This window comes from Colwellia sp. SU-HH00943, assembly GCF_057546125.1.
In genome coordinates, this window is sequence record NZ_BAAJLW010000001.1 from 207,337 (window position 1) to 230,509 (window position 23,173).

Sequence of the window (23,173 nt, forward strand, 5' to 3'; positions counted from 1 at the left end):
TCCTTTCTTCGTATTTTCTATAACAAATCAATTTCAGATCCACTTTCTAATAAGCATTAAGTCTGTCATTATTAGCGTATTATTTCTCTCTAACACAGTATTATGGCGATAACCTCAAGACAATTTGATCAGCTCAATGAAATGGGGATCAGTTTATGGCAAAGCAAAAACCACAAAGACACTAGCCAGGAAAACTCAAATTTTTATTTATCTCACGACCAACAAAGCTTAAGTGAACTGGGTCAACAACAAATTTTCAAAGACATTTTACAGTGTTTAGACTTAAGTATTGGCGAAGTGAAAGTGCAAGATAATTGCCTCGATATTGGCCTATTCAACTGGTATTTTTTGCCTAAAGAGCACGAGAAAGAAAACACAGAGAGTAAAAAACCATTAATTCATTATGCGAACAATAAATTAATTAGCCCCAGTGTTAGTACTATTTCAAAATCAACAACGTTAAAAAAACAGCTTTGGCACATTATTCATCAGCAGTTAATATCATGAGTCAAAACACAGAATTTTCCGCCATTAGCCAGAAAGATCTAGCGCAATTAATGCCGATAGAAACCCTGTGCCACTCTCACCCTTGGAGTGAAAAAACTTTTAGCAGTTGTATTGGTGGACGCTATTTTGGTGAGAAGCTCAGCAAAACGGAAAATGAGCAACCAAAAGTTATTGGTTTTTATATCGCTGAATTCGTTATTGATGAAGCAACGTTAATGGATATATGCGTAGCCCCTGATGAACAAGGCCAAGGCTTTGGTAAAAAACTGTTAAAGCAATGTATTTCAAAAGCCAAGGCGCAAGGTGCGGTAAAAATATGGCTTGAAGTGAGGGCAAAAAATATCAGCGCACAAATGTTATATATGAACGAAGGTTTTATAGAAACAAGTCGCCGAACAGGATACTACCCTAGCGCTAATGGCTTTGGTTATGAAGACGCCATAGTTATGTGTTTATCTTTATAAATAGCCCCAAAATTACAATTTAACACACTTCATCACTCGTTTACTCTATAACCTAATAGCAGCACGCACTAACATAATGTCTAATTAACTTATACCTTGAGAATGGACATGTTTACTAGCAAACAAACAATATTAAACAATCCGAGTTTACAACATACTGTTGCCCATGAAGCTTTATTTGAAGCTATCCATAAAATTGCAACGCAAACAGGATTAAACACACAAGAAAGTATCTACTTACTTCATCAACAATTAGGCACTAAACAAGCCCCGAATCCTGTCGTCAGTCAGCCGATATTAGCCAATGCCGAACAAGAGTTTATTGCTGATTTATTCCATTAGCCTATAAATTAAAAATTATTTCACTAAAAAGCTCATAAAGCGTGTGCTTTTGAATGACTTTTCGCTAGTATTTTCGCTATAATGTGCCGTTTTTTTTATTTGCATCTTTAGCCTAAAGGGTAGCTCGCATGTCAGTTCAACAAGAACAAGTCGATCTTCGTCGCACGTTCGCCATTATTTCTCACCCCGATGCGGGTAAAACCACTATTACCGAAAAGGTATTATTGTTCGGTCAAGCCTTACAAAAAGCAGGTACAGTCAAAGGTAAAAAGTCAGGTCAGCACGCAAAATCTGACTGGATGGAAATGGAAAAAGATCGTGGTATTTCAATCACTACTTCAGTAATGCAATTCCCCTATAACGACTGCTTAGTAAACCTACTCGATACGCCAGGCCATGAAGATTTCTCAGAAGATACCTATCGCACACTAACCGCGGTAGATTCATGTTTAATGGTCATTGATGTTGCTAAAGGTGTAGAAGCTCGAACCATCAAATTAATGGAAGTAACTCGCTTACGTGATACGCCCATCATTACCTTCATGAATAAAATGGACCGTGATGTACGTGATCCAATGGAAGTGATGGATGAAGTTGAAGAAGTTCTCAATATTAAATGCGCACCTATTACTTGGCCAATTGGCATGGGTAAAGAGTTTAAAGGCATTTATAATATTCTTGATGATGAAACCATTTTATATCAATCAGGGCAAGGCCATACTATTCAAGAAAAACGCGTAATTAAAGGCATAGATAACCCTGAGCTCGATGAAGCAATAGGCAGTTATGCTGAAGACTTACGTGAAGAACTTGAGCTAGTCATTGGCGCTTCTCATGAATTTGATCTTGATGAGTTTTTACAAGGCGAACTAACCCCTGTTTTCTTTGGTACAGCTTTGGGTAACTTTGGCGTTGATCATATGCTTGACGGCCTAACAAAATGGGCCCCTAAGCCATTACCACGCTTAACCGATGCTCGTGAAGTTAACGCGACAGAAGAAAAATTTTCTGGCTTTGTTTTTAAAATTCAAGCCAACATGGATCCAAAACATCGTGACCGTATCGCTTTTATGCGTATTTGTTCAGGCAAGTATGAAAAGGGCATGAAAATGAAGCAAGTACGTCTGGGTAAAGACGTAAAAATTGCCGATGCGGTAACTTTTATGGCAGGCGATCGCTCAAACGTAGAAGAAGCCTACGCTGGCGATATTATCGGTTTACATAACCATGGTAGTATTCAAATAGGTGATACCTTTACTGCCGGCGAAATGATGAAGTTCAGTGGAATTCCTAATTTTGCTCCTGAAATGTTCCGCCGTATTCGTTTAAAAGATCCACTCAAAGCCAAGCAATTACAAAAAGGTTTGATTCAGTTATCAGAAGAAGGTGCGGTGCAAGTATTTAGGCCCTTTATCAATAATGACATGATTGTTGGAGCGGTAGGTGTTCTTCAGTTTGAAGTAGTTGTACAGCGTTTGAAAACAGAATACAAAGTTGATGCGATATACGAACCAATTAGCGTTGCGACAGCACGCTGGTGTACTTGTGATGATGAGCGTACCTTAGAGCAATTTAAGAAAAAAGCGGGTGATAACCTAGCGTTAGATGGTGGCGATAACTTAACGTATATTGCGCCAACTATGGTGAATTTATCGTTAGCGCAAGAGCGTCATCCAGATATTGTGTTCCACGCTACACGGGAACACTAGTTTTGCTACCTAAATAGAATTTTTGCTGCATTGCCGGCGTAATTTTATCAAGTCACATAGGGATCCTATGCTCCCTGCTAAAATGACTTGGCGGCTTTGCTAAAATCCAATTTAGTTTGCAAAATATTTAAACTAAATTGAGAAACGAACAATTAAACGAAAAGAATACACAATATGAATATTAAACAAATACTCGCTAAGAAAGTAAGCGAAGCGATGATAAAAGCGGGTTTACCAGAAGACACAAACCCAGCAATAAGCTTATCTAACCGCCCGCAGTTTGGTGACTATCAAGCGAATGGGGTTATGGGCGCAGCGAAAAAGCTCAAAACTAACCCGCGTGAATTAGCCACTAAAGTCGTTGAGCACTTAGACTTAACCGATATTGCTGACAACATTGAGCTGGCTGGCCCTGGTTTTATTAATATTCATTTAAGTCAAACATGGCTAGCGGAACAATTAAATACTGTTGCCAAAGACACACATATTGGTGTAGCTCAACGAACTGAGCCACAAACTGTCGTAGTAGATTACAGTGCGCCAAACTTAGCGAAAGAAATGCATGTTGGTCATTTACGTTCAACCATTATTGGTGATGCTGTAGTACGTGCATTAGAGTTTCGTGGTGACAAAGTAATTCGCCAAAACCACATGGGTGATTGGGGAACACAATTTGGTATGCTTATCGCACATTTAAGTGACAAGCTTGCCAGTGATGAGGTTGCTGAAACCGCCCTAGCCGATTTAGAAAATTTCTACCGTGAAGCAAAAGTTCGCTTTGACGAAGAAGAAGGTTTTGCTGATAGAGCACGTGCCGACGTAGTTAAATTACAAAGTGGTGATCCAGCTTGTGCCAAGTTATGGCAACAGTTTATTGATATTTCTATCAGTCACAGTGAAGAAATTTACGATAAATTAAACGTATCACTACAGCGCTCAGATATCATGGGCGAAAGTGCTTATAACGATGATTTATCAGCTGTTATTGATGAGTTAATGGCAAAAGAAATTGCCGTTGAAGATCAAGGTGCTAAAGTAGTTTTTATTGATGAAATGGCAAATAAAGATGGTGAACCTTCAGTATTTATCGTCCAAAAATCAGGTGGCGGTTTCTTATACGCAACAACCGATTTATCAGCTTGTCGCTACCGTAGCGGTAAATTAGCTGCCGACCGCATCATTATTTTCACTGATGCACGCCAAGCATTACATTTCAAACAAGTTGAATTAGTGGCTCGTAAAGCCGGTTTCTTACCACAAAACGTTGGTTACCAACATTGTCCATTTGGCATGATGATGGGTGACGATGGTAAGCCATTTAAAACCCGTACTGGAGGCACTATCAAGTTAGCTGAATTACTTGATGAAGCCGTGGTACGTGCTAGCGCTTTAATTAAAGAAAAGAACCCTGAAATTAGCGATGCAGATTTAGCTGTTATTTCTGAAAAAGTGGGGATTGGTGCCGTTAAGTTTGCTGATTTATCGAAAAACCGTACTAGTGATTACATATTTAACTGGAAAACCATGCTGAGCTTTGAAGGTGCTACCGCACCTTATTTACAGTACGCTTATTCACGCATTCAGAGTATATTTGCCAAAGCTGGAACAGTTGCCAATGGCGCAACAATCAATATTGTCGAACCACAAGAAAAGGCCTTAGCATTAAAACTATTGCAACTTGAAGATGTGATTGATGCGGTGATCAGTGAATGTACACCTAACTTGTTATGTAATTATTTATACGAGTTAGCCAGTTTATACATGAGTTTTTACGAAGCCTGCCCTATCCTAAAAGAAGGCATTGAAGATGAAGTTAAAGCCTCTCGTTTAGCCTTATGTCACTTAATAGCAAATACCCTAAAACAAGGGCTAGATATATTAGGTATTGATGTAATGGATAGAATGTAAGCTTTTGAAAATAATAGGAGGCAATATGCAATTTACTGATAGCCATTGCCACCTTGATTTTAACGAGTTTTCAACAAACCTTCCTAATTTACTTCGCCAGTGTTATGACAAAAAGATTCACCGAATTATCGTCCCTGCGGTGAATCCTGAACATTGGCAGCGGGTATTGTCACTTTCTCAGCAAGGTGCCAATACCAACACTGCAAATGAAACAGTCACCATTGCCGCCGCGTTAGGTATTCATCCTTGGTTTTTGATCTTAAAAGATAAGCTATCTGCTAAAAATTTTGATTTAAACTTTCATCAGCAACAATTAAACCAAATTGTCAATCGTAATCAAAGCAGTATTGTTGCTATTGGTGAATGTGGTATTGATATTTTCAAAGCCAAAAAAAATACCGAAAGTGAGCAAGCGTTTGTTGAAAACATACAATTACAGCAAGACTTTTTTTCCATGCAACTTACCACAGCTAAAACTTATAACTTGCCTGTTATTGTTCACCATTGCCAATCTCATCAGTATATTTTGCCGTTACTTAAAGAACATCAATTAGCCAAAGGCGGTGTTATTCACGCTTTTTCGGGTAGTTACCAGCAAGCTAAAGCCTATGTGGATTTAGGGTTTAAAATTGGCGTTGGGGGCACAATTACTTACGATAGGGCTAAAAAAACCATTAACGCTATTAAACGTTTACCCCTAGAAAGTTTATTATTAGAAACCGATGCACCAGCAATGCCACCTTCAGGTCAGCAAGGTTTGATTAACTCACCTCTGAACTTAATCGCTGTTTTTCAGGCATTAACCGCAATACGTCCGGAAGCCGATGACGTGATTGCCAATCAAATAGAAAACAATGTTGAGCAGCTTTTCTTTACGCATGCTCATTAGGTGTAGAAGTAGGTACTCTATAACCTTGTCGGCTAAATCGATTAAAACCTCTAGTTAACAAAAAGCCAATTAAACCGGCAATAATGAGTAGCACCCTATACACAGAATCGCGATGATAACTTTCTTGCTCTAGTGCTGATGTTAACAATGATTTTTCAACCGTAATGCGTAAATACCCCGTTAACTTTTCATGTCGAATCTCAGCAATAAAAGGGATATATTTCTCACTTTTATTTAAGCTTTTATCAGCTTGGTCAATACCAAACAGCTTTTTAACTGATGAAGGTGAGTAATCACCATGTTCTGAAGCCAGAATAAGTTGCCCTGTTTCATCGTATAAATGAATGTCTCTAACAAAGTCAGCCTTAGCCATATTATTCAGGTAATGTTGCAGTAAAACGTTGCGTGCTTTTTTATCACTACTCATCAACTTTTGATCAAGCAATATTGACGTACCTGCAATGGCTTGCTGTAAAAACTGTTTTGACGTTTGCTCAAAGTGCTGTTTTATCACTTCTTGGTTCTTTTCGACGCCCGACACCCAAATCGTCATTAAAACAACGATAAGCAAAATAGCACTAACTAATTGCAGAATTTTATTATAAATTGGCGATAATTTAGGGTATAAAGGCTGCTCTACTGGTTTCATAATAAATTTGCCTAGAATATTTATATTCATAATAGAGAGTTAACGTGTCTTTTACTACTAATCTGTCAGCTTCTACCCAAAAATTATCTTCATCACTTGCTTCTTTCTTTGAAAACCAGCAAGTTCATACTCATTTGCCATTAAACTGCACATTAAATGACGAGTCATTTACCGTAGAAAAACAAGCAAATACAGAAACATCGCCACAAGAATTAGTGGTTTTTGCTGACTTATCCATTGACAACTTATTAGCTTTACAAAATAAAAGTAATATCGACATTATCGCCTTAACCGCCATTAATACTCGCAATAACTTAACGAGTTATCGCTTTAGTGTTCGTTGTGATGATTTTGTTAGTGCCCGTAAAACAGTTGCAGATTTCGCACTAACTATAGGTTTTGAAGCGGCATTAATTAAACAAGCTCCAAAGCTGAGTGAACCAGGCTTATTAGTCATGGATATGGACTCAACCACTATTGAAATAGAGTGTATTGATGAAATTGCAAAATTAGCCGGTGTCGGTGAACAAGTAGCGGCAGTTACTGAGTTAGCGATGCAAGGAGAGTTAGACTTCGCACAAAGTTTACACCAACGGGTTGCAACATTAACAAATTCTCCAGAATCTATTTTAGCCGATGTAGCGAAAAACATTCCGTTAATGGCTGGCTTAGAAACCTTAATCAGCGAACTAAAACAGCACAATTGGCGTATTGCTATTGCCTCAGGTGGTTTCACCTATTTTGCTGATCACCTAAAGGCTTTACTTGATCTTGATGCCGCTTTTGCAAACAAGTTAGAAATTATTGACGGAAAACTAACGGGTAAAGTCTTAGGCTCAGTGGTGGATGCACAAGTAAAAGCAGATTCATTAGCGCTTTTAGCTGAGCAATATGATATTCCTAGCACGCAAACTGTTGCGATGGGCGATGGCGCAAATGATTTAGTGATGATGGCTGCGGCAAGTTTTGGTGTTGCTTTTCACGCTAAACCCATTGTTTTAGCCCAAGCTGACAGTGCGATAAACCGCCAAGGGCTTGATTGTCTGTTACACTGGTTGGCTTAGCTCAGCGGATAAATTATTTAATATTCCGGCGTCGCGAATAAACTCACCAGCAGCACTGTTTTGATTGACAATGCTCTGTTAACACTCGTGTTAGTGCAAGTGAATTAGTTATTCGCCGCCAATTGATTAAAGAGTAGTGCTTCTTTCGTTACATCAAATACTTGAATAGCACCAACAACACTCCAAATATCTTGCTCAATTTGTTTGCCGCGATGAATCGCATAAGCGCTAACATAACTAAGCTCTGCGTTTAAATAGTCCATATCTGGCTCATTAGTACGAGATATTTTAAGTTGCAAACAGTAGAACTCCCCTACTCGTAACGCCTTTCTAATAAAGAAGTTCTTCAATTCTGGCGTATTAAGCTCAGTATCAAGGGCTATAGTTATCGCTTTATCAACCTTTGTTTCACTCGTGTTTACTGCAATATACAGCAACTTAGTAATTGGCTCTTCATTGGTTAATAATGCTTTTAAGCTTTGCTCAAGCGTGCTACCTGTTTGTAACTTGCTTAAAAGTGGATATAAATTATAAAAACGCTGACGATCACTATAAGCTTTCATGGTATCTAACAGTGCATTGTCAGTGTCATTACAGGCCAGCACTTCTATTTTATAACGGCTACCACTGGTTTGAACTACTAATGACGGTATAGTCATACTTCTAGCGTAACTAGTACGCAAAGCCCCTGCTAACCCTGGCGTTAACATCGCATATTCATCGGGTGTTAACTTATGGCGATTTTTATTGATTAATAATTTGAAGAAAGCTCTACCAATATGTTGATGCTCTTTAACATGTACTCGTAAGTTGATTATGGTCTTCTTTTTATTAATACGTACGATTTCATAAGGCAATTGCTTAAGATTAAAGTCTGAAGTTATTTTTTGTAGCTTAGGGAAGCTAAGGTAAACAATATCGCCCATCGACAAAACAGTACTGCTATCAAGTTGGATCTTTAACCCTGAAATTGAAAAGTCTAAAGACTTACCTTGCCAAGTCACTTTTTCACACTCAACAACAGCCTCAGTCTTATAAATAAACCGTAATTCTTGCCTTTGATTTTTATAGGTAATACCTAATTCATCCACTTGAACTGCGCTTTTTAAGCGTTTATGGCCATAGTCCTTGAGTTTTACGGTATCTATTTTTCGGTTAGAAAGCATAAGATACTGTTCAATAACACTTTCATGAGTGATATCACTCACCACCACAATATGCGGTAAAGATTTTAAGCTAGTAATTGCTTCATCTGAAGGAGGTAAATTAATATATTGGTTTTTCAATGAGCGCGTATTAGAAAGGGCAAAGGGAGCATAAACTTTACTATCGTCAATATCGGTATAGCTTAGTTCGGTGACACTAAAAGAGCTTTTACTTGCCGCGAAGGCTAAAAAATCACTAAAGAAGGCATCACCTTTAGGTAATTGCTGCTCATCAATACTGTAAAAAAACACTTTACCTTGATGCTTGTGGGTAAAACTATAAACCAGTAAAGATTTTTGTTTATTTTCAGGTGCTAATAGTCGCTCAAGGCGTTCACTATTTAATAAAGCATATAAGGTTGATTGCCCTTTCTCATCTTGCCAATATTGAAAAATAGCTTGATTGTTATTGGTGGTTAAGGCGTAGCGAGGCAATAATTTATTTGACTCTTGCTCTAAAACCACGGGCAATTCATTTAATTTCGGTAAGATGAATTGCTCATAACTTCGTGATTGTAATGCTGCAATTGTATTATCTAGATTAACTTTATAACGGCGTTTATTTCCTTGAATATATGCTTTTAAGAAGCGTTTAAAAGCATCTTTCTCAGGCGCTTCAATACGCTGGCAACCAATTAACTGGGTATCACCATCGTGATGGGTGTTTTTAATTGCAAAAGTAAACACATCGGTGCGACCAAATTGAAATTCTTGCTCTAGGCCAACAAACTTTATGGTTACCACTTCATCAACAAGTAATGGTTGCTGTTGGGTGAAACGAAATTTACAGCCATTAACACTAATATCAATACTGGTAGCGGGAATTTCTTTGTTATTTTCCAGTATAATAATGAGGTTAATCGCAAAGTTCATTCGCTCTTCAAGACGATCGTAGTAGTTAGAAAATTGATACAAACTGGCAGGATATTGCAGCTTTTCATATACCTTTTTAACCGCGCCTTCTGGACTTGAGGCCAACTTCCCTGCTTTTTCGTTTTGATAAATAACCCTAAAGTTATTTTCGGTATTCTTAACTGCCTCATACACACCAAAGGTATAACTACCGTAACGTTCAACACTTTCTTCGAAAGTTCTGATGGCAATATCATCTAAAAAATGGTTTTGCCCTTTATGTTCATAAATCCGACAATCACCATCAACCAAGCCCCGTAAGTCGATAGAGCGAGTACAGGCACTAGCTAAACGTTTCAATTCCATTTTTAACAAGAAGGAATCTTTTTTAGGCAGCTTTTCAGTGCTAGCTGCAAACTTCGCATCAAAATCACTTTCGTGAACCCGTCCACAAAAGCTATTCATTAATGTTTGATGTTTAGAAAAGTCTATACTCATGAATTATTAGTTCTAATTATTGTTTAACTCGACATTTAGTTGATAATGCTTAGACAAAAAGCATAAAAACATTATAATTTATAATTCAGAAATAAAGCAATTATTATGCCTAAAGCCAAAACAAGAATGCTTTAACTAAAGGAAAAATATGGCAAAAAACAAAACCGCTTATGTTTGTACCGACTGCGGCTCAGAATATTCACGTTGGTTAGGGCAATGCACTGACTGTAAAGCATGGAATACTATTTCAGAATTTAGACAAGCAAAATTACCTGCTCGGGGTGGCAATTTTTCCGGTTTTGCTGGTGCAACACTCAATGAAGAAGCAAAAGTTCAAACACTTGACGCAATTGATTTAGCCGACTTACCACGTTTTTCTGCCGGCTTTGCCGAGTTTGATCGTGTTCTTGGCGGTGGTATTGTGCCTGGTAGTGCTATTTTAATTGGCGGTGAACCAGGTGCCGGTAAAAGTACTCTGCTGTTACAAACCATGTGTTCTTTAGCCACTAATATGTCTGCTTTATACATCACTGGTGAAGAATCACTGCAACAAGTTGCCATGCGAGCAAAGCGTTTAGGCTTACCGACTAATCAATTAAAAATTCTCTCAGAAACTAGTGTTGAGAACATCTGTCATACAGCCATCAAAGAACAACCTAAAATTATGGTTATTGACTCGATACAAGTCATGCATATGAGTGATGTGCAATCAGCGCCGGGCAGTGTTTCACAAGTGAGAGAAAGCGCCGCTTATCTAACGCGATTCGCCAAACAACATCATGTTGCCATTTTACTGGTTGGTCATGTCACCAAAGACGGTTCGCTGGCAGGTCCGAAAGTATTAGAGCATTGTATTGATTGCTCGATTATGCTCGAAGGTAGCACTGATTCCCGTTATCGTACATTGCGCGGACATAAAAACCGCTTTGGTGCCGTTAATGAACTTGGCGTGTTTGCCATGACAGGCACAGGCCTTAAAGAAGTGAAAAATCCGTCAGCAATTTTCCTCAGCCGAACCGATGAACAAACTCCCGGTAGTGTTGTGATGGTGCTATGGGAAGGAACACGACCATTATTAGTCGAAATTCAAGCACTGGTTGATCACTCGGCATTAGGTAATCCACGCCGTGTGGCAGTTGGAGCAGATCAAAACCGATTATCCATGTTACTGGCTATATTACATCGCCATGGTGGTTTGCAATTAAATGATCAAGACGTGTTTGTTAACGTGGTTGGCGGGGTGAAAGTAACTGAAACCAGTATAGATTTAGCCTTAATCCTTGCATTGGTTTCTAGCTTTAAAGATAATGCTTTATCACAAGATTTGGTTATTTTTGGTGAAATAGGCCTATCTGGCGAAATACGCCCTGTGCCTAGTGGTCAAGAGCGGATCAACGAAGCAGCAAAGCATGGTTTTAAGCGTGCTATCGTCCCCTATAACAATATGCCAAAGCAGCCTATTGATGGCATGGAAGTTATTGGGGTGAAAAAATTAAGCGACGCTTTAGAAGTGATTTAAAGTTAACTCTAAAGCAATCAAGATCGCATTCAATATTTATCTTACAGAGAACGTTCAATTTTCTATGAAACATTTTTTAAAGAAAGCATTATTAGCACTCAGCTGTACCTTTATCATAGGCAGTAATGTTAATGCTGAACAACTTACCTTAGATCGTATTTATAGCTCTCCGTCTTTAAGTGGACAAACACCTAAATCACTAAAATTATCTCCCGATGGTACGCGAGTCACCTATTTACAAGGCAAAAGTGATGATTTAAATCGCTACGATCTTTGGGAATACAATTTAGCCAGTAAAGAGAATAAATTACTGGTTGATTCACAAGATATTTTTAGTGGCACCGAAGTGCTTTCAGATGAAGAAAAAGCCCGCCGAGAACGCCAGCGTGTCTACGGTTTTGGTATCATGGAATATCAATTTTCCAGCGATGGTCGCGCGTTATTATTTCCCCTCAATGGTGATATTTATTACTACCATATTGAATCTAAAAGTGGCAAACGTTTAACTAACACCAAAGCGTTTGAAACTGACGCTAAGTTTTCCCCAAAAGGCAATTATGTTTCTTTTATTCGCGGTGAAAATATTTTTGTCCTTAATATTAGTAGTGGCGAAGAAACACAACTTACTCAAGATGGCGGTAGCAACAATATTAAAAACGGTATGAGTGAATTTGTCGCACAGGAAGAAATGGGGCGAATGACTGGCTATTGGTGGTCACCTGATGAAAAGCATATCGCTTTTCTTCGCGTTGATGAATCACAAGTACAGGTAGCTATTCGAAACGAAATTTATGCCGAAAAAATAGCATTAATAGAACAAAGATACCCAGCAACAGGTACCAACAATGTTACCTTGCAATTAGCCGTAACTGATATAAAAGCTAAGAAAATACGCTTTATCGATACGGGTGAGAATACTGACTTTTATATTCCACGTGTTAAGTGGTTCCCTAACAGCCAAGATTTATCCTATCAATGGCAAAGTCGTGATCAAAAGACGTTAGTTTTAAAATCTTACAACGTGAAAAAACGTCAACAAAAAACATTATTAACAGAGCAATCTGATCATTGGATAAACCTACATCATGACTTAGTGTTTTTACGTGATAGCAAATCATTTATATGGGCATCAGAGCGTGACGGTTTTAAGCATTTATATCACTTTAGCAGTAACGGGAAATTAATTAATCAACTAACCAAAGGACAATGGGTAGTAGATAGTATTGAACACCTAGATGAAGACAAAAATGTTATCTATTTTACCGGCCGTGCTGACACGCCACTAGAGCGCCATTTATATCGTGTACCTCTTCATGGAAAATCACCCGAGCATGTTGCCCGATTAAGTAAACGAAACGGCTTCCACGATATTAGTTTTAGCCGCGATAGCCAAAGCTATATTGATAGCTTCTCTAATATCAACACCCCTATGCAAGTTAGCTTACACAAGGCTAATGGTGAACATATTACTTGGTTAGCTGAAAATAAAGTCAACGAAGAGCACCCCATCAAGCCCTTTTATGACAACTTAGTGCAACCTAAGTTTGGTACCTTAAAAGCTGATGATGGTGAAACTAGGCTTTACTACAAACTTTATAAACCAAAGGGCATGGAGCCGGGTAAAAAATATCCGGTTATTGTTAATGTTTATGGTGGCCCTAGAGCTCAACGAGTAAGGAATATTTGGCAAGGTGCTGATTTCACGCAATATATGCTACAACAAGGCTATATCGTTTTTCAGTTAGACAATCGTGGTTCGAATTATCGCGGTACCGCGTTTGAATTCCCTATTTATGAAAAACTTGGTCAAGTTGAACTTGAAGATCAAATAACAGGCGTTAAATATTTGCGTACCTTATCTTATGTTGATCAACATCGTATTGGCATTTATGGCCACTCTTATGGTGGCTATATGGCATTGATGGCGATGTTCAAAGCGGGTGATTACTTTAAAGCTGGCGTAAGTGGTGCTCCGGTAACCGACTGGTTACTTTACGATACCCACTATACAGAGCGTTACCTCAACCATCCAAATGCCAATAGTGAAGGATATGAGCAATCGAGTGTTTTCCCATATATCAGTGGTTTAACAAATCCATTAATGGTGTACCACGGTATGGCTGATGATAATGTGCTTTTTACCAATACCACTAAATTAATCAAAGCTATGCAAGATGAAAACAAGCTGTTTGAGTTAATGACGTACCCGGGAAGTAAGCACAGTATGCGTGGCAAGCAAGTTAAAGTGCATTTAAATAGTACTATCATGAGCTTTTTTGATAGACACTTTAAAGAAGCTACCAAACACAATACTAAACAAAGAACTGAGCAAATTACTGAACAAGGAACAGAGCAAAGAACAGAGCAAAGCACCAAACAAGCTAGCAAACAGAGTACTAACTAAACGCAAGTTAAGCGTTAACGACTAATGATTACCACTTGTTAAAGCCTTGTCAGAACCCTGTCAAAATCAAAAAAGCCGTGATTATTATTTTAATTAATAATCACGGCTTTTTAGTTGAAGTTTAAACTAGCTTCTACTCTGGTTCGTAATCTAAGTTAGCCGATAACCAACGCTCCGCTTGCTCAATAGTAAAGCCCTTACGTGCGGCATAATCAAGCACCTGATCTTTAGCAACTTTTGCCACAGCAAAGTACTTGGCATCAGGGTGGGCAAAATACCAACCACTTACCGCTGCCCCCGGCCACATGGCATAACTTGAGGTAAGTTCCATGCCAATATTATCTTCTACGTTTAATAGTTCCCATAATAGCCCTTTTTCTGTATGTTCAGGACAAGCTGGGTAACCTGGTGCAGGACGAATACCTTGATAACTTTCACGAATTAATGCCTCGTTATCTAAGTTTTCATCGGCCGCATAACCCCAGTATTCTTTACGGATTTTCTCATGTAAGTACTCTGCAGATGCCTCTGCTAGTCGATCAGCAACCGCTTTTAATAAAATACTATTGTAATCATCATGCTCAGAATCATACGCTTTAACTAGCTCATCAGCGCCAAAACCTGCCGATACAGCAAAAGCCCCCATATAGTCTTTAACGCCTGACGCTTCATCTGCCACATAATCGGATAAACAGCGATTAAATTGCCCAGCCGGTTTTTTACTTTGTTGACGTAATTGTTGCAACCTCATAAAAGACTCACTACGCGAATCATCTTTAAAGAGCTGTATGTCATCTTCTTTACGCTGAGCAGGAAATAAACCAAACACAGCTTTTGCCTTAAGTGTTTGATTATTTATCACATCATCTAACATGGCGTTAGCATCATTAAATAGTTTAGTTGCTTCTTGACCAATAACTTCATGCTTTAAAATTAATGGATACTTACCCGATAACTGCCAAGTCATAAAAAATGGCGTCCAATCAATGTAGCGACGGACTTCATTAAGATCTAACTCTTCCAACACAGTAACCCCTAACTTATTAGGTGTTTTCGGAGTATAAGCATCAAAATTAATTGGCGTACTGTTCGCACGTGCTTCTTCAATAGTAATCAAGCTTGAGCGTGGACCTTTTTTATAATGACGCGCACGTACTCGTTCATATTCTTCTTTAGTTTTGGCAACAAAATCTGCTTTATGCTCATCAGATAACAAGTTGCTCACCACAGATACAGCGCGCGATGCATTTGAAACATACACAACAGGATGATCATATTGTGGCTCAATCTTAACGGCTGTATGGGCTTTTGAGGTTGTAGCACCGCCAATTAATAAAGGTATTTCAAAGCCTTGTCGCTTCATTTCTTTGGCAACATGTACCATCTCATCTAGCGAAGGTGTAATTAAGCCAGACAAACCAATAGCATCAACTTTTTCTTCTTTGGCAACACGTAAAATTTCTTCTGATGACACCATTACACCTAAGTCAATAATGTCATAGTTATTACACTGAAGAACAACCCCTACAATATTCTTACCGATATCATGAACATCTCCTTTTACCGTTGCCAACAGCACTTTACCATTCGAGCTTGCTTCGGTTTTTTCCGCTTCAATATAAGGATTTAAATAAGCCACGGCTTGCTTCATAACACGGGCAGATTTCACTACTTGTGGTAAGAACATTTCGCCGGCGCCAAATAAATCACCTACCACATTCATGCCATCCATTAATGGCCCTTCAATAACATCCAGTGGTCTATTGGCAGCTAAGCGCGCTTCTTCAGTATCTTCAATAATAAATTCATTAATACCTTTAACCAAAGAGTGCGATAAACGCTCACTGATAGGTAAGTCACGCCAAGCAAGATCAACTTTTGATTGTTGACCGCCCGCTTGACCATGATACTCCTGAGCAATATCTAATAAACGCTCCGTTGCACCGTCATCACTGTTTTGAATAACGTCTTCAACCGCGACACGAAGTTTTTCGGGAATATCAGAATAAATGGCCAACTGACCCGCATTAACAATCCCCATATCCATACCATTTTTTATGGCATGATAAAGAAATACCGCATGAATGGCTTCACGAACTGGGTTGTTACCACGAAATGAGAATGACACATTCGATACGCCACCTGAAATCATAGCGTAAGGTAAGTTTTGTTTAATATCTGCTACTGCTTCAATAAAATCAACGGCGTAATTATTATGCTCTTCAATACCGGTAGCAACCGCAAAAATATTCGGATCGAAAATAATATCTTCAGCTGGAAAGCCTATTTCATCCACTAAAATATGGTAAGCACGCTGACAAATTTCAAATTTACGTTCACGCGTATCTGCTTGGCCTTCTTCATCAAACGCCATCACGATAACAGCAGCGCCATAACGGCGTAATAACTCAGCTTGATTACGGAAATTTTCTTCCCCCTCTTTCAAGCTTATTGAATTTACTACTCCTTTACCCTGAATACATTTTAAACCTTCTTCTAAAATATCCCACTTAGAAGAGTCGATCATAATTGGCACTTTAGCGATATCAGGCTCACCGGCAATTAAGTTCAAAAAACGCACCATGGCTTTTTTCGAATCCAACATACCTTCGTCCATGTTGATATCAATAATTTGAGCGCCATTCTCTACTTGCTGTAGGGCAACGGCAATGGCTTGCTCATAGTTTTCTTCTTTGATTAAACGTTTAAAAATAGCCGAGCCAGTGACATTGGTTCGCTCACCCACATTCACAAATAAGGTGTCTTCTTGAATGGTAAGTGCTTCAAGGCCAGATAAACGACATGCGATTTTACGCGCTTCTATTTTCCGTGGTTGAATATTGGCTACACTCTCTGCCATACCTTTGATATGTGCAGGTGTAGTCCCACAACAACCACCAATAATATTTAAAAAGCCAGCATTCGCCCACTCAGCCACATGATCATTCATATCTGCTACGGTGAAGTCATATTCACCAAAGGCATTAGGCAAGCCAGCATTTGGATGGGCAGAAACAGCAACATCACTGATACGGCTAAGCTCTTCAACATATTGTCTAAGCTCAACAGGACCAAGCGCACAGTTCAAGCCAAATGAAATAGGCTTAGCATGACGTAATGAATTATAAAAAGCTTCCGTTGTTTGCCCTGAAAGGGTTCGCCCTGATGCATCAGTAATTGTGCCTGAAATCATCACAGGCAAACGCACTTGCAACTGTTCAAAAACAGTTTCTACAGCAAAAATAGCCGCTTTAGCGTTTAAGGTATCAAAAATGGTTTCAATTAAAATGATATCACTACCACCTTCAATTAAGGCGGTGGTTGATTCTATGTAAGCTGCTTTTAATTCGTCAAAAGTTACATTACGAAAGGCAGGATCATTAACATCAGGCGATATTGAGCAAGTTCTATTAGTTGGCCCTAACACCCCAGCTACAAAGCGTGGTTTATTGGGAGTTTTGGCATTGTATTTATCAGCGGCGGCACGGGCAATTTTGGCCGCTTGCAAGTTAATTTCAGCGCTAATACCTTCCATGTCATAATCTGCCATGGCTATGGTAGTTGCATTGAAGGTATTGGTTTCTAAAATATCTGCGCCAGCTTCTAAATATTCTTCATGGATTGCCTGAATAACTTGAGGCTGTGTAATAGCTAAAAGGTCATTATTACCTTTAACATCACAATGCCAATCAGCGAAGCGATCACCTCGAAAATCTTGTTCTTCAAACTTATAAGCTTGAATCATGGTGCCCATCGCACCATCTAAAATTAAAATATTTTTTGCTAACGCTTGCTCTAGCAAAATAAATGAAGAAGATTTTTTCATGGGGTTTCCGACTTTCTAAAAGTAAAAATTCAAATCAAAGATGTTATTTGGCCAATCTTAAATAACAGTATCCGGATGGATAGCTTTTATACCTGAAGCATCCAATTTATATGGCGTAATTTGATAAACATAATAATTAAGCCAGTTAGTAAATAATAGACTACCATGACTACGCCATGAGCCTATTGGAGTATTATTTACATCGTTATCTTTATAGTAATTTTCTGGTAGTGCCGCCTTAGGATCAAGCTTGCTGTCTCGCAAATACTCTTCATGTAAGGTACTGGTGTCATATTCTGGGTGACCAGTTAAATACACTTGCTGTTTATTTTTACTTGCCACTAAATACACACCAGCATCTTCAGATTCTGCCAGAATCTGTAATTGTTCAATACCTTGGTAATCCGCTTTTTCAATATAGCCATAACGCGAATGCGGCACATTAAAGTGCTCATCAAAACCACGTGTTAACGGCTCTTTACTATCAAGTGTTTGATGTTGAAAAACCCCTGATAATTTTTGTTCACGCAAGTGACGATTAATACCATAATGGTGATATAGCGCAGCATGAGCCGCCCAACAAGAAAACATAGTAGAGGTTACATTTTTTTCCGCCCAATCAAAGACTTCACAAATTTTATCCCAAAATTTCACTTGCGAGTAATCAAGCAGTGCTAACGGTGCGCCTGTGATAATTAAACCATCATATTGTTTATGCTTAATATCATCAAACAGACAATAAAAATTATCTAAATGTTCTGCTGGTGTATTTTTAGAAACATTTTTATGAATACGCACAAACTCAACATTAATTTGCAAAGGTGTATTCGATAACATTCGTAAAATTTGTACTTCAGTTTCAATTTTATTAGGCATCAAGTTTAAAATGGCCACTTGCATTGGACGAATTTCTTGACTGATAGCACGATGCTCAGACATTACAAAAATGTTTTCATTACCGAGTATCGATAGCGCTGGTAATTGATCGGGGATTTTAATGGGCATAACACATAACCTAATAAGAAATTAAAGTCTCTCACACAGGAGACATGTTACTTGGATTGCTAGATATGTCAACTTCTAAACGTATAGACGTCTAAACAAAAATATATTTTTCATGACATAAATAACAAATTTTGTCTTCTATATGGCCGCAATAAAACATATTGAACCTATATAGTAATTTCTAGATAATAAAACTACTCGTCGCAAACACGTTAAGTAAAGAATAGTCTATGTTATTCAAACACGAATCAAAAATAGCTTTTATTATTACTGTTATTACATTACTCAACGCGTGTTCTCATTTACCAACAAATTTCACTCCTATAGAAAGCTATGCTTATACAAACACTTCTGATACTTGGCTTGGTAAAGCGGCAGCCAAAAAAACGCCAGAAAACAGTGAATTCTCTTCTATTTACTTAATCAGTGAAGGTACGGATGCTTTTCTGACACGTATGGCTTTACTTGCTAAAGCTGAGCGCTCTGTAGATGTGCAGTACTTTATATGGAAAGCCGACATTATTGGTAAGCTGCTAATGCACAAGATGTTAGAAATTGCTGATAATGGTGTCAGAGTTAGGCTTCTACTTGATGATTTACCACTAAACAGTGAAACCAAAGCAATATTGTTTGCCATGGATCACCACGACAATATTGACGTTCGAATCTATAACCCTTTTTCATCAAGTGGTTATAAAGTACCCGCAGCCTTAACCGATACCGCTCGCATTAATAGACGTATGCATAATAAATCCTTCACTGTTGATAGTCAGTTCACCATAGTTGGTGGTAGAAATATTGAAGAAAACTATTTTTCTGCCAATACCAGAAGTAATTATGCTGATTTAGATATCATCGCTTCTGGACCAGTTGTAAAAGGGGTTAATAAGCAATTTGACACCTATTTTAATAGCCCCTTAGCTATTCCTGGCTATGTATTTGATGAATATGCATCACATAAATCGCGTTTAGATCAGGTAAAAAAAGAGCTTTCAGCATTTGTTTTATCGGTACAAGATTCTGATTATGCAAAAGATCTGAAAAATACTCGCCTATATCAACATAGCCTTAACGGTTTATCTAGTGAAAAAGAAACGTTTCACTACCAAGGTAAAGCCCATGTGATTTACGATAATCCTGAAAAAACATTAGGAAAATCTGAATTCGAAACTACCTACTTGATTTCAATGCTCAGGCCACACACAGATAAAATTAACCATTCCCTCGATTTAGTATCACCTTATTTTATTCCGGGTGATGAAGGCACTAAGCACTTAACGTCCCTGGTAGACAAGGGTATTAAAGTGCGAGTGATTACCAATTCACTTGCCTCAACCGATGGTATTCTTGCGCAATCGGGCTATGCAAGGCATAGATATAATCTACTTAAAGGCGGTGTCGAGTTATATGAGCTAAAACCAAAAGCCAAGTCTGAAGCTAGCCGCTCGCTAACGCGTAGTGCTGAAGCAAAAAGTGCCTTGCATGCTAAAACCTATATATTTGATCGTGAAGAAGTCTACATTGGCTCTTTTAACTTTGATCCCCGATCAGCAAATATTAATACTGAACTTGGTGTGGTGTGTGAAATACCTGAAATGGCTGAGTTTATTACTCAAGAGTTATTTAACAATAAGCTGCTGACAAATGCTTATCAACTAAGCCTTCATAATGATAGTGTTGTTTGGCTGGAAAATGTAAATGGTGAAGTAGTTAGACATGAAAATCAGCCAGAAACTAGTCTGTGGCGACGATTGAATTTAATGCTTTATTCGCTACTTCCCGTAGAATCACAGTTATAAACTAGGTAGTATTTAATTTGAATATCATTATTGATGGATTAATAGAGACTTATGGCTAAATATATATTCAGCGCTTTACTGTTCGTTATGTCATTATCTTCTTTTGCCGAAGAAGACTATGAAGTAGGCCCTGATACCTATAAAGAAAATCCACAATTTGATGACTGGAATTACCTTGTTGCCTTTCCAATGATTTGGGCACCATCAATCAATGGTGAGATAGAGTCTGATGGTGAGCGTTTAGATATTGAAATCCCTTTTAGTGATATCTTTAAAAACCTAAACGCAGGTATTATTGGCGAACTTTACGCACAAAAAGGCAAGTGGCTGTATAGTTTACGCTTTGACTTTATGCGCGTTAGTACCAAAACAGATACTGAAGGGCTCACAGGTTCGATTACTGGCGGTGTTATTGCACCTGCACACAGAATTAAAACCACGTTACAAATGGCAGCCAATGACTTATTAGTGGGTTATGAAGTCTACCCTGGCTTACGCTTGTTAACGGGAGTTAGGCATATTCACGCCAATGCAGATCTTGATATTTATCCGTTATCAGATGAAGGCTTCATTAAAATAGAAAAATCATCTAATTTAGTAAAAACCAATGACTTTGACTGGTTAGTTGGCGCAACTTACCGTTACTGGTTTAGTGATGACTGGGGAATTTCGGCAGCGTTTGACACAAAAATCATCGGCGATAATGACAGAGATTTAGGATTTAATGCTCAAGCCATCTATCGCTTCGGTGGTTTACATAATGTTTGGATTGGCTATCGTTATTTGCAAATAGGTAATGACGATATTGAAAATGGCATCAAAACAGAAATCGACTTTATTCAACATGGTCCACAAATTGGTTGGGCATTTACCTTCTAATGTACTATTTAATATACCTTTTAATTTACCCTGCAATTAAGCTTGAAGTGGCTTGTTTCAGGGCGGATAAAAGCCACAAAAAAAACCTTTACTGGTGAGTAAAGGTTTTTGATTTTCAGTACGCGACAGTATTTTCGCTAGGCTTATTCAGCAACTTCTACTTCTTGCTCAGCTGATGTGTTTGACTTATTTAAAAACATAGCGCGTAATTTGCTATCTACATCTTCAGCCATGTCAGTGTGCTCTTCTAAATATTTCACAGCATTAGCTTTACCTTGACCAATACGTTCGCCATTACAGCTATACCATGCACCTGATTTTTCCACAAAACCATTCTTAACACCTAAGTCTATTAACTCACCTAAGTTGTTAATACCTGCGCCATATAAAATTTGGAACTCTGTTTGTTTAAATGGTGGGGCAATTTTATTTTTTACCACTTTCACTCGGGTTTCATTACCGACAATTTCATCACCATTTTTTACAGCACCAATTCGACGAATATCTAAACGCACTGACGCATAGAATTTTAATGCATTACCACCTGTTGTTGTTTCTGGATTGCCAAACATAACACCAATTTTCATACGAATTTGGTTGATAAAAATCAGCATGGTGTTAGATTTTTTCAGGTTACTGGTTAATTTGCGCATAGCTTGAGAAAGCATACGTGCTTGCAGACCCATGTGCGAATCACCCATATCTCCTTCAATTTCTGCTTTTGGTGTTAGGGCAGCAACCGAGTCAACAACAATCACATCAATAGCACCAGAGCGCGTTAACATATCAACAATCTCTAACGCTTGCTCACCTGTATCAGGCTGAGAAACCAATAGCTCGTTAATGTTTACGCCTAACTTTTCCGCATAAATAGGATCAAGCGCATGTTCAGCATCAACAAAGGCACAAACCTTACCTTCTTTTTGCGCCTGAGCAATAACTTCTAGGGTAAGTGTCGTTTTACCGCTTGATTCAGGGCCATAAATTTCCACAACACGACCTAGTGGCAAACCACCAGCACCTAGTGCAATATCTAACCCTAAAGAGCCTGTAGAAATAGTTTCTACATCCATTGTATTGTTGTCGCCTAACTTCATAATTGAGCCTTTACCAAATTGACGCTCAATTTGTCCAAGGGCGGCGGCGAGTGCTTTTTCTTTATCGTCTTTCATGTGTTGCTCCACAAATCTTTATGGGTTATTTCGTTTAGATGAGCTCAGTATACTGTAAGTTCGTACAGTATCAAGTTTTTTTATAACTTTTTTTATTTTTAATATTTTTCCTAATAAAGCATACTTTCAAGCCATTGTTTTTTATTGATAATTTAACGCTTAATAACTTTTTATTTTTTTTTGCTAAAAAGTTACTTTCGGGTATTCACAGTAATTTATGGCTTTTTCATACAGTATTTTTTTAGCGTTTTTACAGTAGTCTCTTTATTAAAGAATGAAATGTGTTTTCTTTGTGTGTTTTTGCCTTATCAGCTTATAAAAAAACATTGCTTTTATTATTATGGCCACCTGTATTAATTCTGGACAAACCAGTCTCCACTAGCCCTGTAACAGTATTTGTTATTGACGCTGACTCACATTAATACACCAAAAAAACCATCAAAAGTGATATCACATTTATCACAATATTCTGATTTGTTTGA

At 38.2% G+C, this 23,173-nt stretch carries 16 protein-coding genes; 11 read left to right on the forward strand and 5 right to left on the reverse strand.

What is annotated here, in order from left to right; translation table 11 throughout:
• The first annotated feature begins 102 nt into the window (after window positions 1–102).
• From AC27GZ_RS00865 to AC27GZ_RS00890, 6 genes are all read left to right on the forward strand, one after another.
• Window positions 103–507 carry a DNA polymerase III subunit psi gene (locus AC27GZ_RS00865; protein ID WP_487092982.1) on the forward strand — a complete coding sequence of 135 codons (405 nt, stop codon included), beginning with the start codon at window positions 103–105 and terminating at the stop codon, window positions 505–507.
• A complete protein-coding gene (gene rimI, locus AC27GZ_RS00870; RefSeq protein ID WP_487092983.1) occupies window positions 504–971 on the forward strand; it encodes a ribosomal protein S18-alanine N-acetyltransferase in 468 nt (155 codons plus the stop codon). The genes AC27GZ_RS00865 and rimI overlap by 4 nt, the downstream gene beginning before the upstream one ends.
• A 108-nt stretch (window positions 972–1,079) precedes the next feature.
• Window positions 1,080–1,313, forward strand: a complete 234-nt coding sequence (locus tag AC27GZ_RS00875) for a hypothetical protein (protein ID WP_487092984.1) — start codon at window positions 1,080–1,082, stop codon at window positions 1,311–1,313.
• 128 nt (window positions 1,314–1,441) lie between these two features.
• Complete coding sequence (prfC, locus tag AC27GZ_RS00880) at window positions 1,442–3,022, forward strand: peptide chain release factor 3 (RefSeq protein WP_487092985.1); 1,581 nt, start codon at window positions 1,442–1,444, stop codon at window positions 3,020–3,022.
• A gap of 174 nt (window positions 3,023–3,196) precedes the next feature.
• Complete coding sequence (gene argS / locus AC27GZ_RS00885) at window positions 3,197–4,930, forward strand: arginine--tRNA ligase (RefSeq protein ID WP_487092986.1); 1,734 nt, start codon at window positions 3,197–3,199, stop codon at window positions 4,928–4,930.
• 25 nt (window positions 4,931–4,955) lie between these two features.
• Entirely contained in the window at window positions 4,956–5,819 is an 864-nt protein-coding gene (locus AC27GZ_RS00890) for a TatD family hydrolase (protein WP_487092988.1), read from the forward strand.
• On the opposite strand, the gene AC27GZ_RS00895 is transcribed toward AC27GZ_RS00890, so the two are convergent.
• Window positions 5,803–6,468 carry an AhpA/YtjB family protein gene (locus AC27GZ_RS00895; protein ID WP_487092989.1) on the reverse strand — a complete coding sequence of 222 codons (666 nt, stop codon included), beginning with the start codon at window positions 6,466–6,468 and terminating at the stop codon, window positions 5,803–5,805. The two genes, AC27GZ_RS00890 and AC27GZ_RS00895, sit on opposite strands and share 17 nt — an antisense overlap.
• A gap of 44 nt (window positions 6,469–6,512) precedes the next feature.
• Between AC27GZ_RS00895 and serB the strand changes: the two genes are divergently transcribed.
• Entirely contained in the window at window positions 6,513–7,532 is a 1,020-nt protein-coding gene (gene serB / locus AC27GZ_RS00900; RefSeq protein ID WP_487092990.1) for a phosphoserine phosphatase SerB, read from the forward strand.
• Window positions 7,533–7,636: 104 nt separating this feature from the next.
• On the opposite strand, the gene AC27GZ_RS00905 is transcribed toward serB, so the two are convergent.
• Window positions 7,637–10,087, reverse strand: a complete 2,451-nt coding sequence (locus tag AC27GZ_RS00905; protein ID WP_487092991.1) for a PilZ domain-containing protein — start codon at window positions 10,085–10,087, stop codon at window positions 7,637–7,639.
• 148 nt (window positions 10,088–10,235) lie between these two features.
• Between AC27GZ_RS00905 and radA the strand changes: the two genes are divergently transcribed.
• Window positions 10,236–11,606 carry a DNA repair protein RadA gene (radA, locus tag AC27GZ_RS00910; protein ID WP_487092992.1) on the forward strand — a complete coding sequence of 457 codons (1,371 nt, stop codon included), beginning with the start codon at window positions 10,236–10,238 and terminating at the stop codon, window positions 11,604–11,606.
• A 64-nt stretch (window positions 11,607–11,670) separates the two neighbouring features.
• A complete protein-coding gene (locus AC27GZ_RS00915; protein WP_487092993.1) occupies window positions 11,671–14,010 on the forward strand; it encodes a S9 family peptidase in 2,340 nt (779 codons plus the stop codon).
• A gap of 133 nt (window positions 14,011–14,143) precedes the next feature.
• On the opposite strand, the gene metH is transcribed toward AC27GZ_RS00915, so the two are convergent.
• Both metH and AC27GZ_RS00925 read right to left on the reverse strand, forming a co-directional pair.
• A complete protein-coding gene (gene metH / locus AC27GZ_RS00920) occupies window positions 14,144–17,836 on the reverse strand; it encodes a methionine synthase (protein WP_487092994.1) in 3,693 nt (1,230 codons plus the stop codon).
• A 57-nt stretch (window positions 17,837–17,893) separates the two neighbouring features.
• Window positions 17,894–18,841, reverse strand: a complete 948-nt coding sequence (locus tag AC27GZ_RS00925) for a homoserine O-succinyltransferase (protein ID WP_487092995.1) — start codon at window positions 18,839–18,841, stop codon at window positions 17,894–17,896.
• A gap of 230 nt (window positions 18,842–19,071) precedes the next feature.
• Here AC27GZ_RS00925 and AC27GZ_RS00930 point away from each other — a divergent pair, with 230 nt between their 5' ends.
• The gene (locus AC27GZ_RS00930) at window positions 19,072–20,640 is read left to right on the forward strand and encodes a phospholipase D family protein (RefSeq protein WP_487092996.1); all 1,569 of its coding nucleotides are present in this window, start codon (window positions 19,072–19,074) and stop codon (window positions 20,638–20,640) included.
• Between the two features lie 51 nt (window positions 20,641–20,691).
• Window positions 20,692–21,519 carry a hypothetical protein gene (locus AC27GZ_RS00935; RefSeq protein ID WP_487092997.1) on the forward strand — a complete coding sequence of 276 codons (828 nt, stop codon included), beginning with the start codon at window positions 20,692–20,694 and terminating at the stop codon, window positions 21,517–21,519.
• Window positions 21,520–21,662: 143 nt separating this feature from the next.
• Here AC27GZ_RS00935 and recA read toward each other — a convergent pair whose 3' ends face one another.
• The gene (recA, locus tag AC27GZ_RS00940) at window positions 21,663–22,691 is read right to left on the reverse strand and encodes a recombinase RecA (RefSeq protein WP_487092998.1); all 1,029 of its coding nucleotides are present in this window, start codon (window positions 22,689–22,691) and stop codon (window positions 21,663–21,665) included.
• Window positions 22,692–23,173 lie beyond the last annotated feature (482 nt).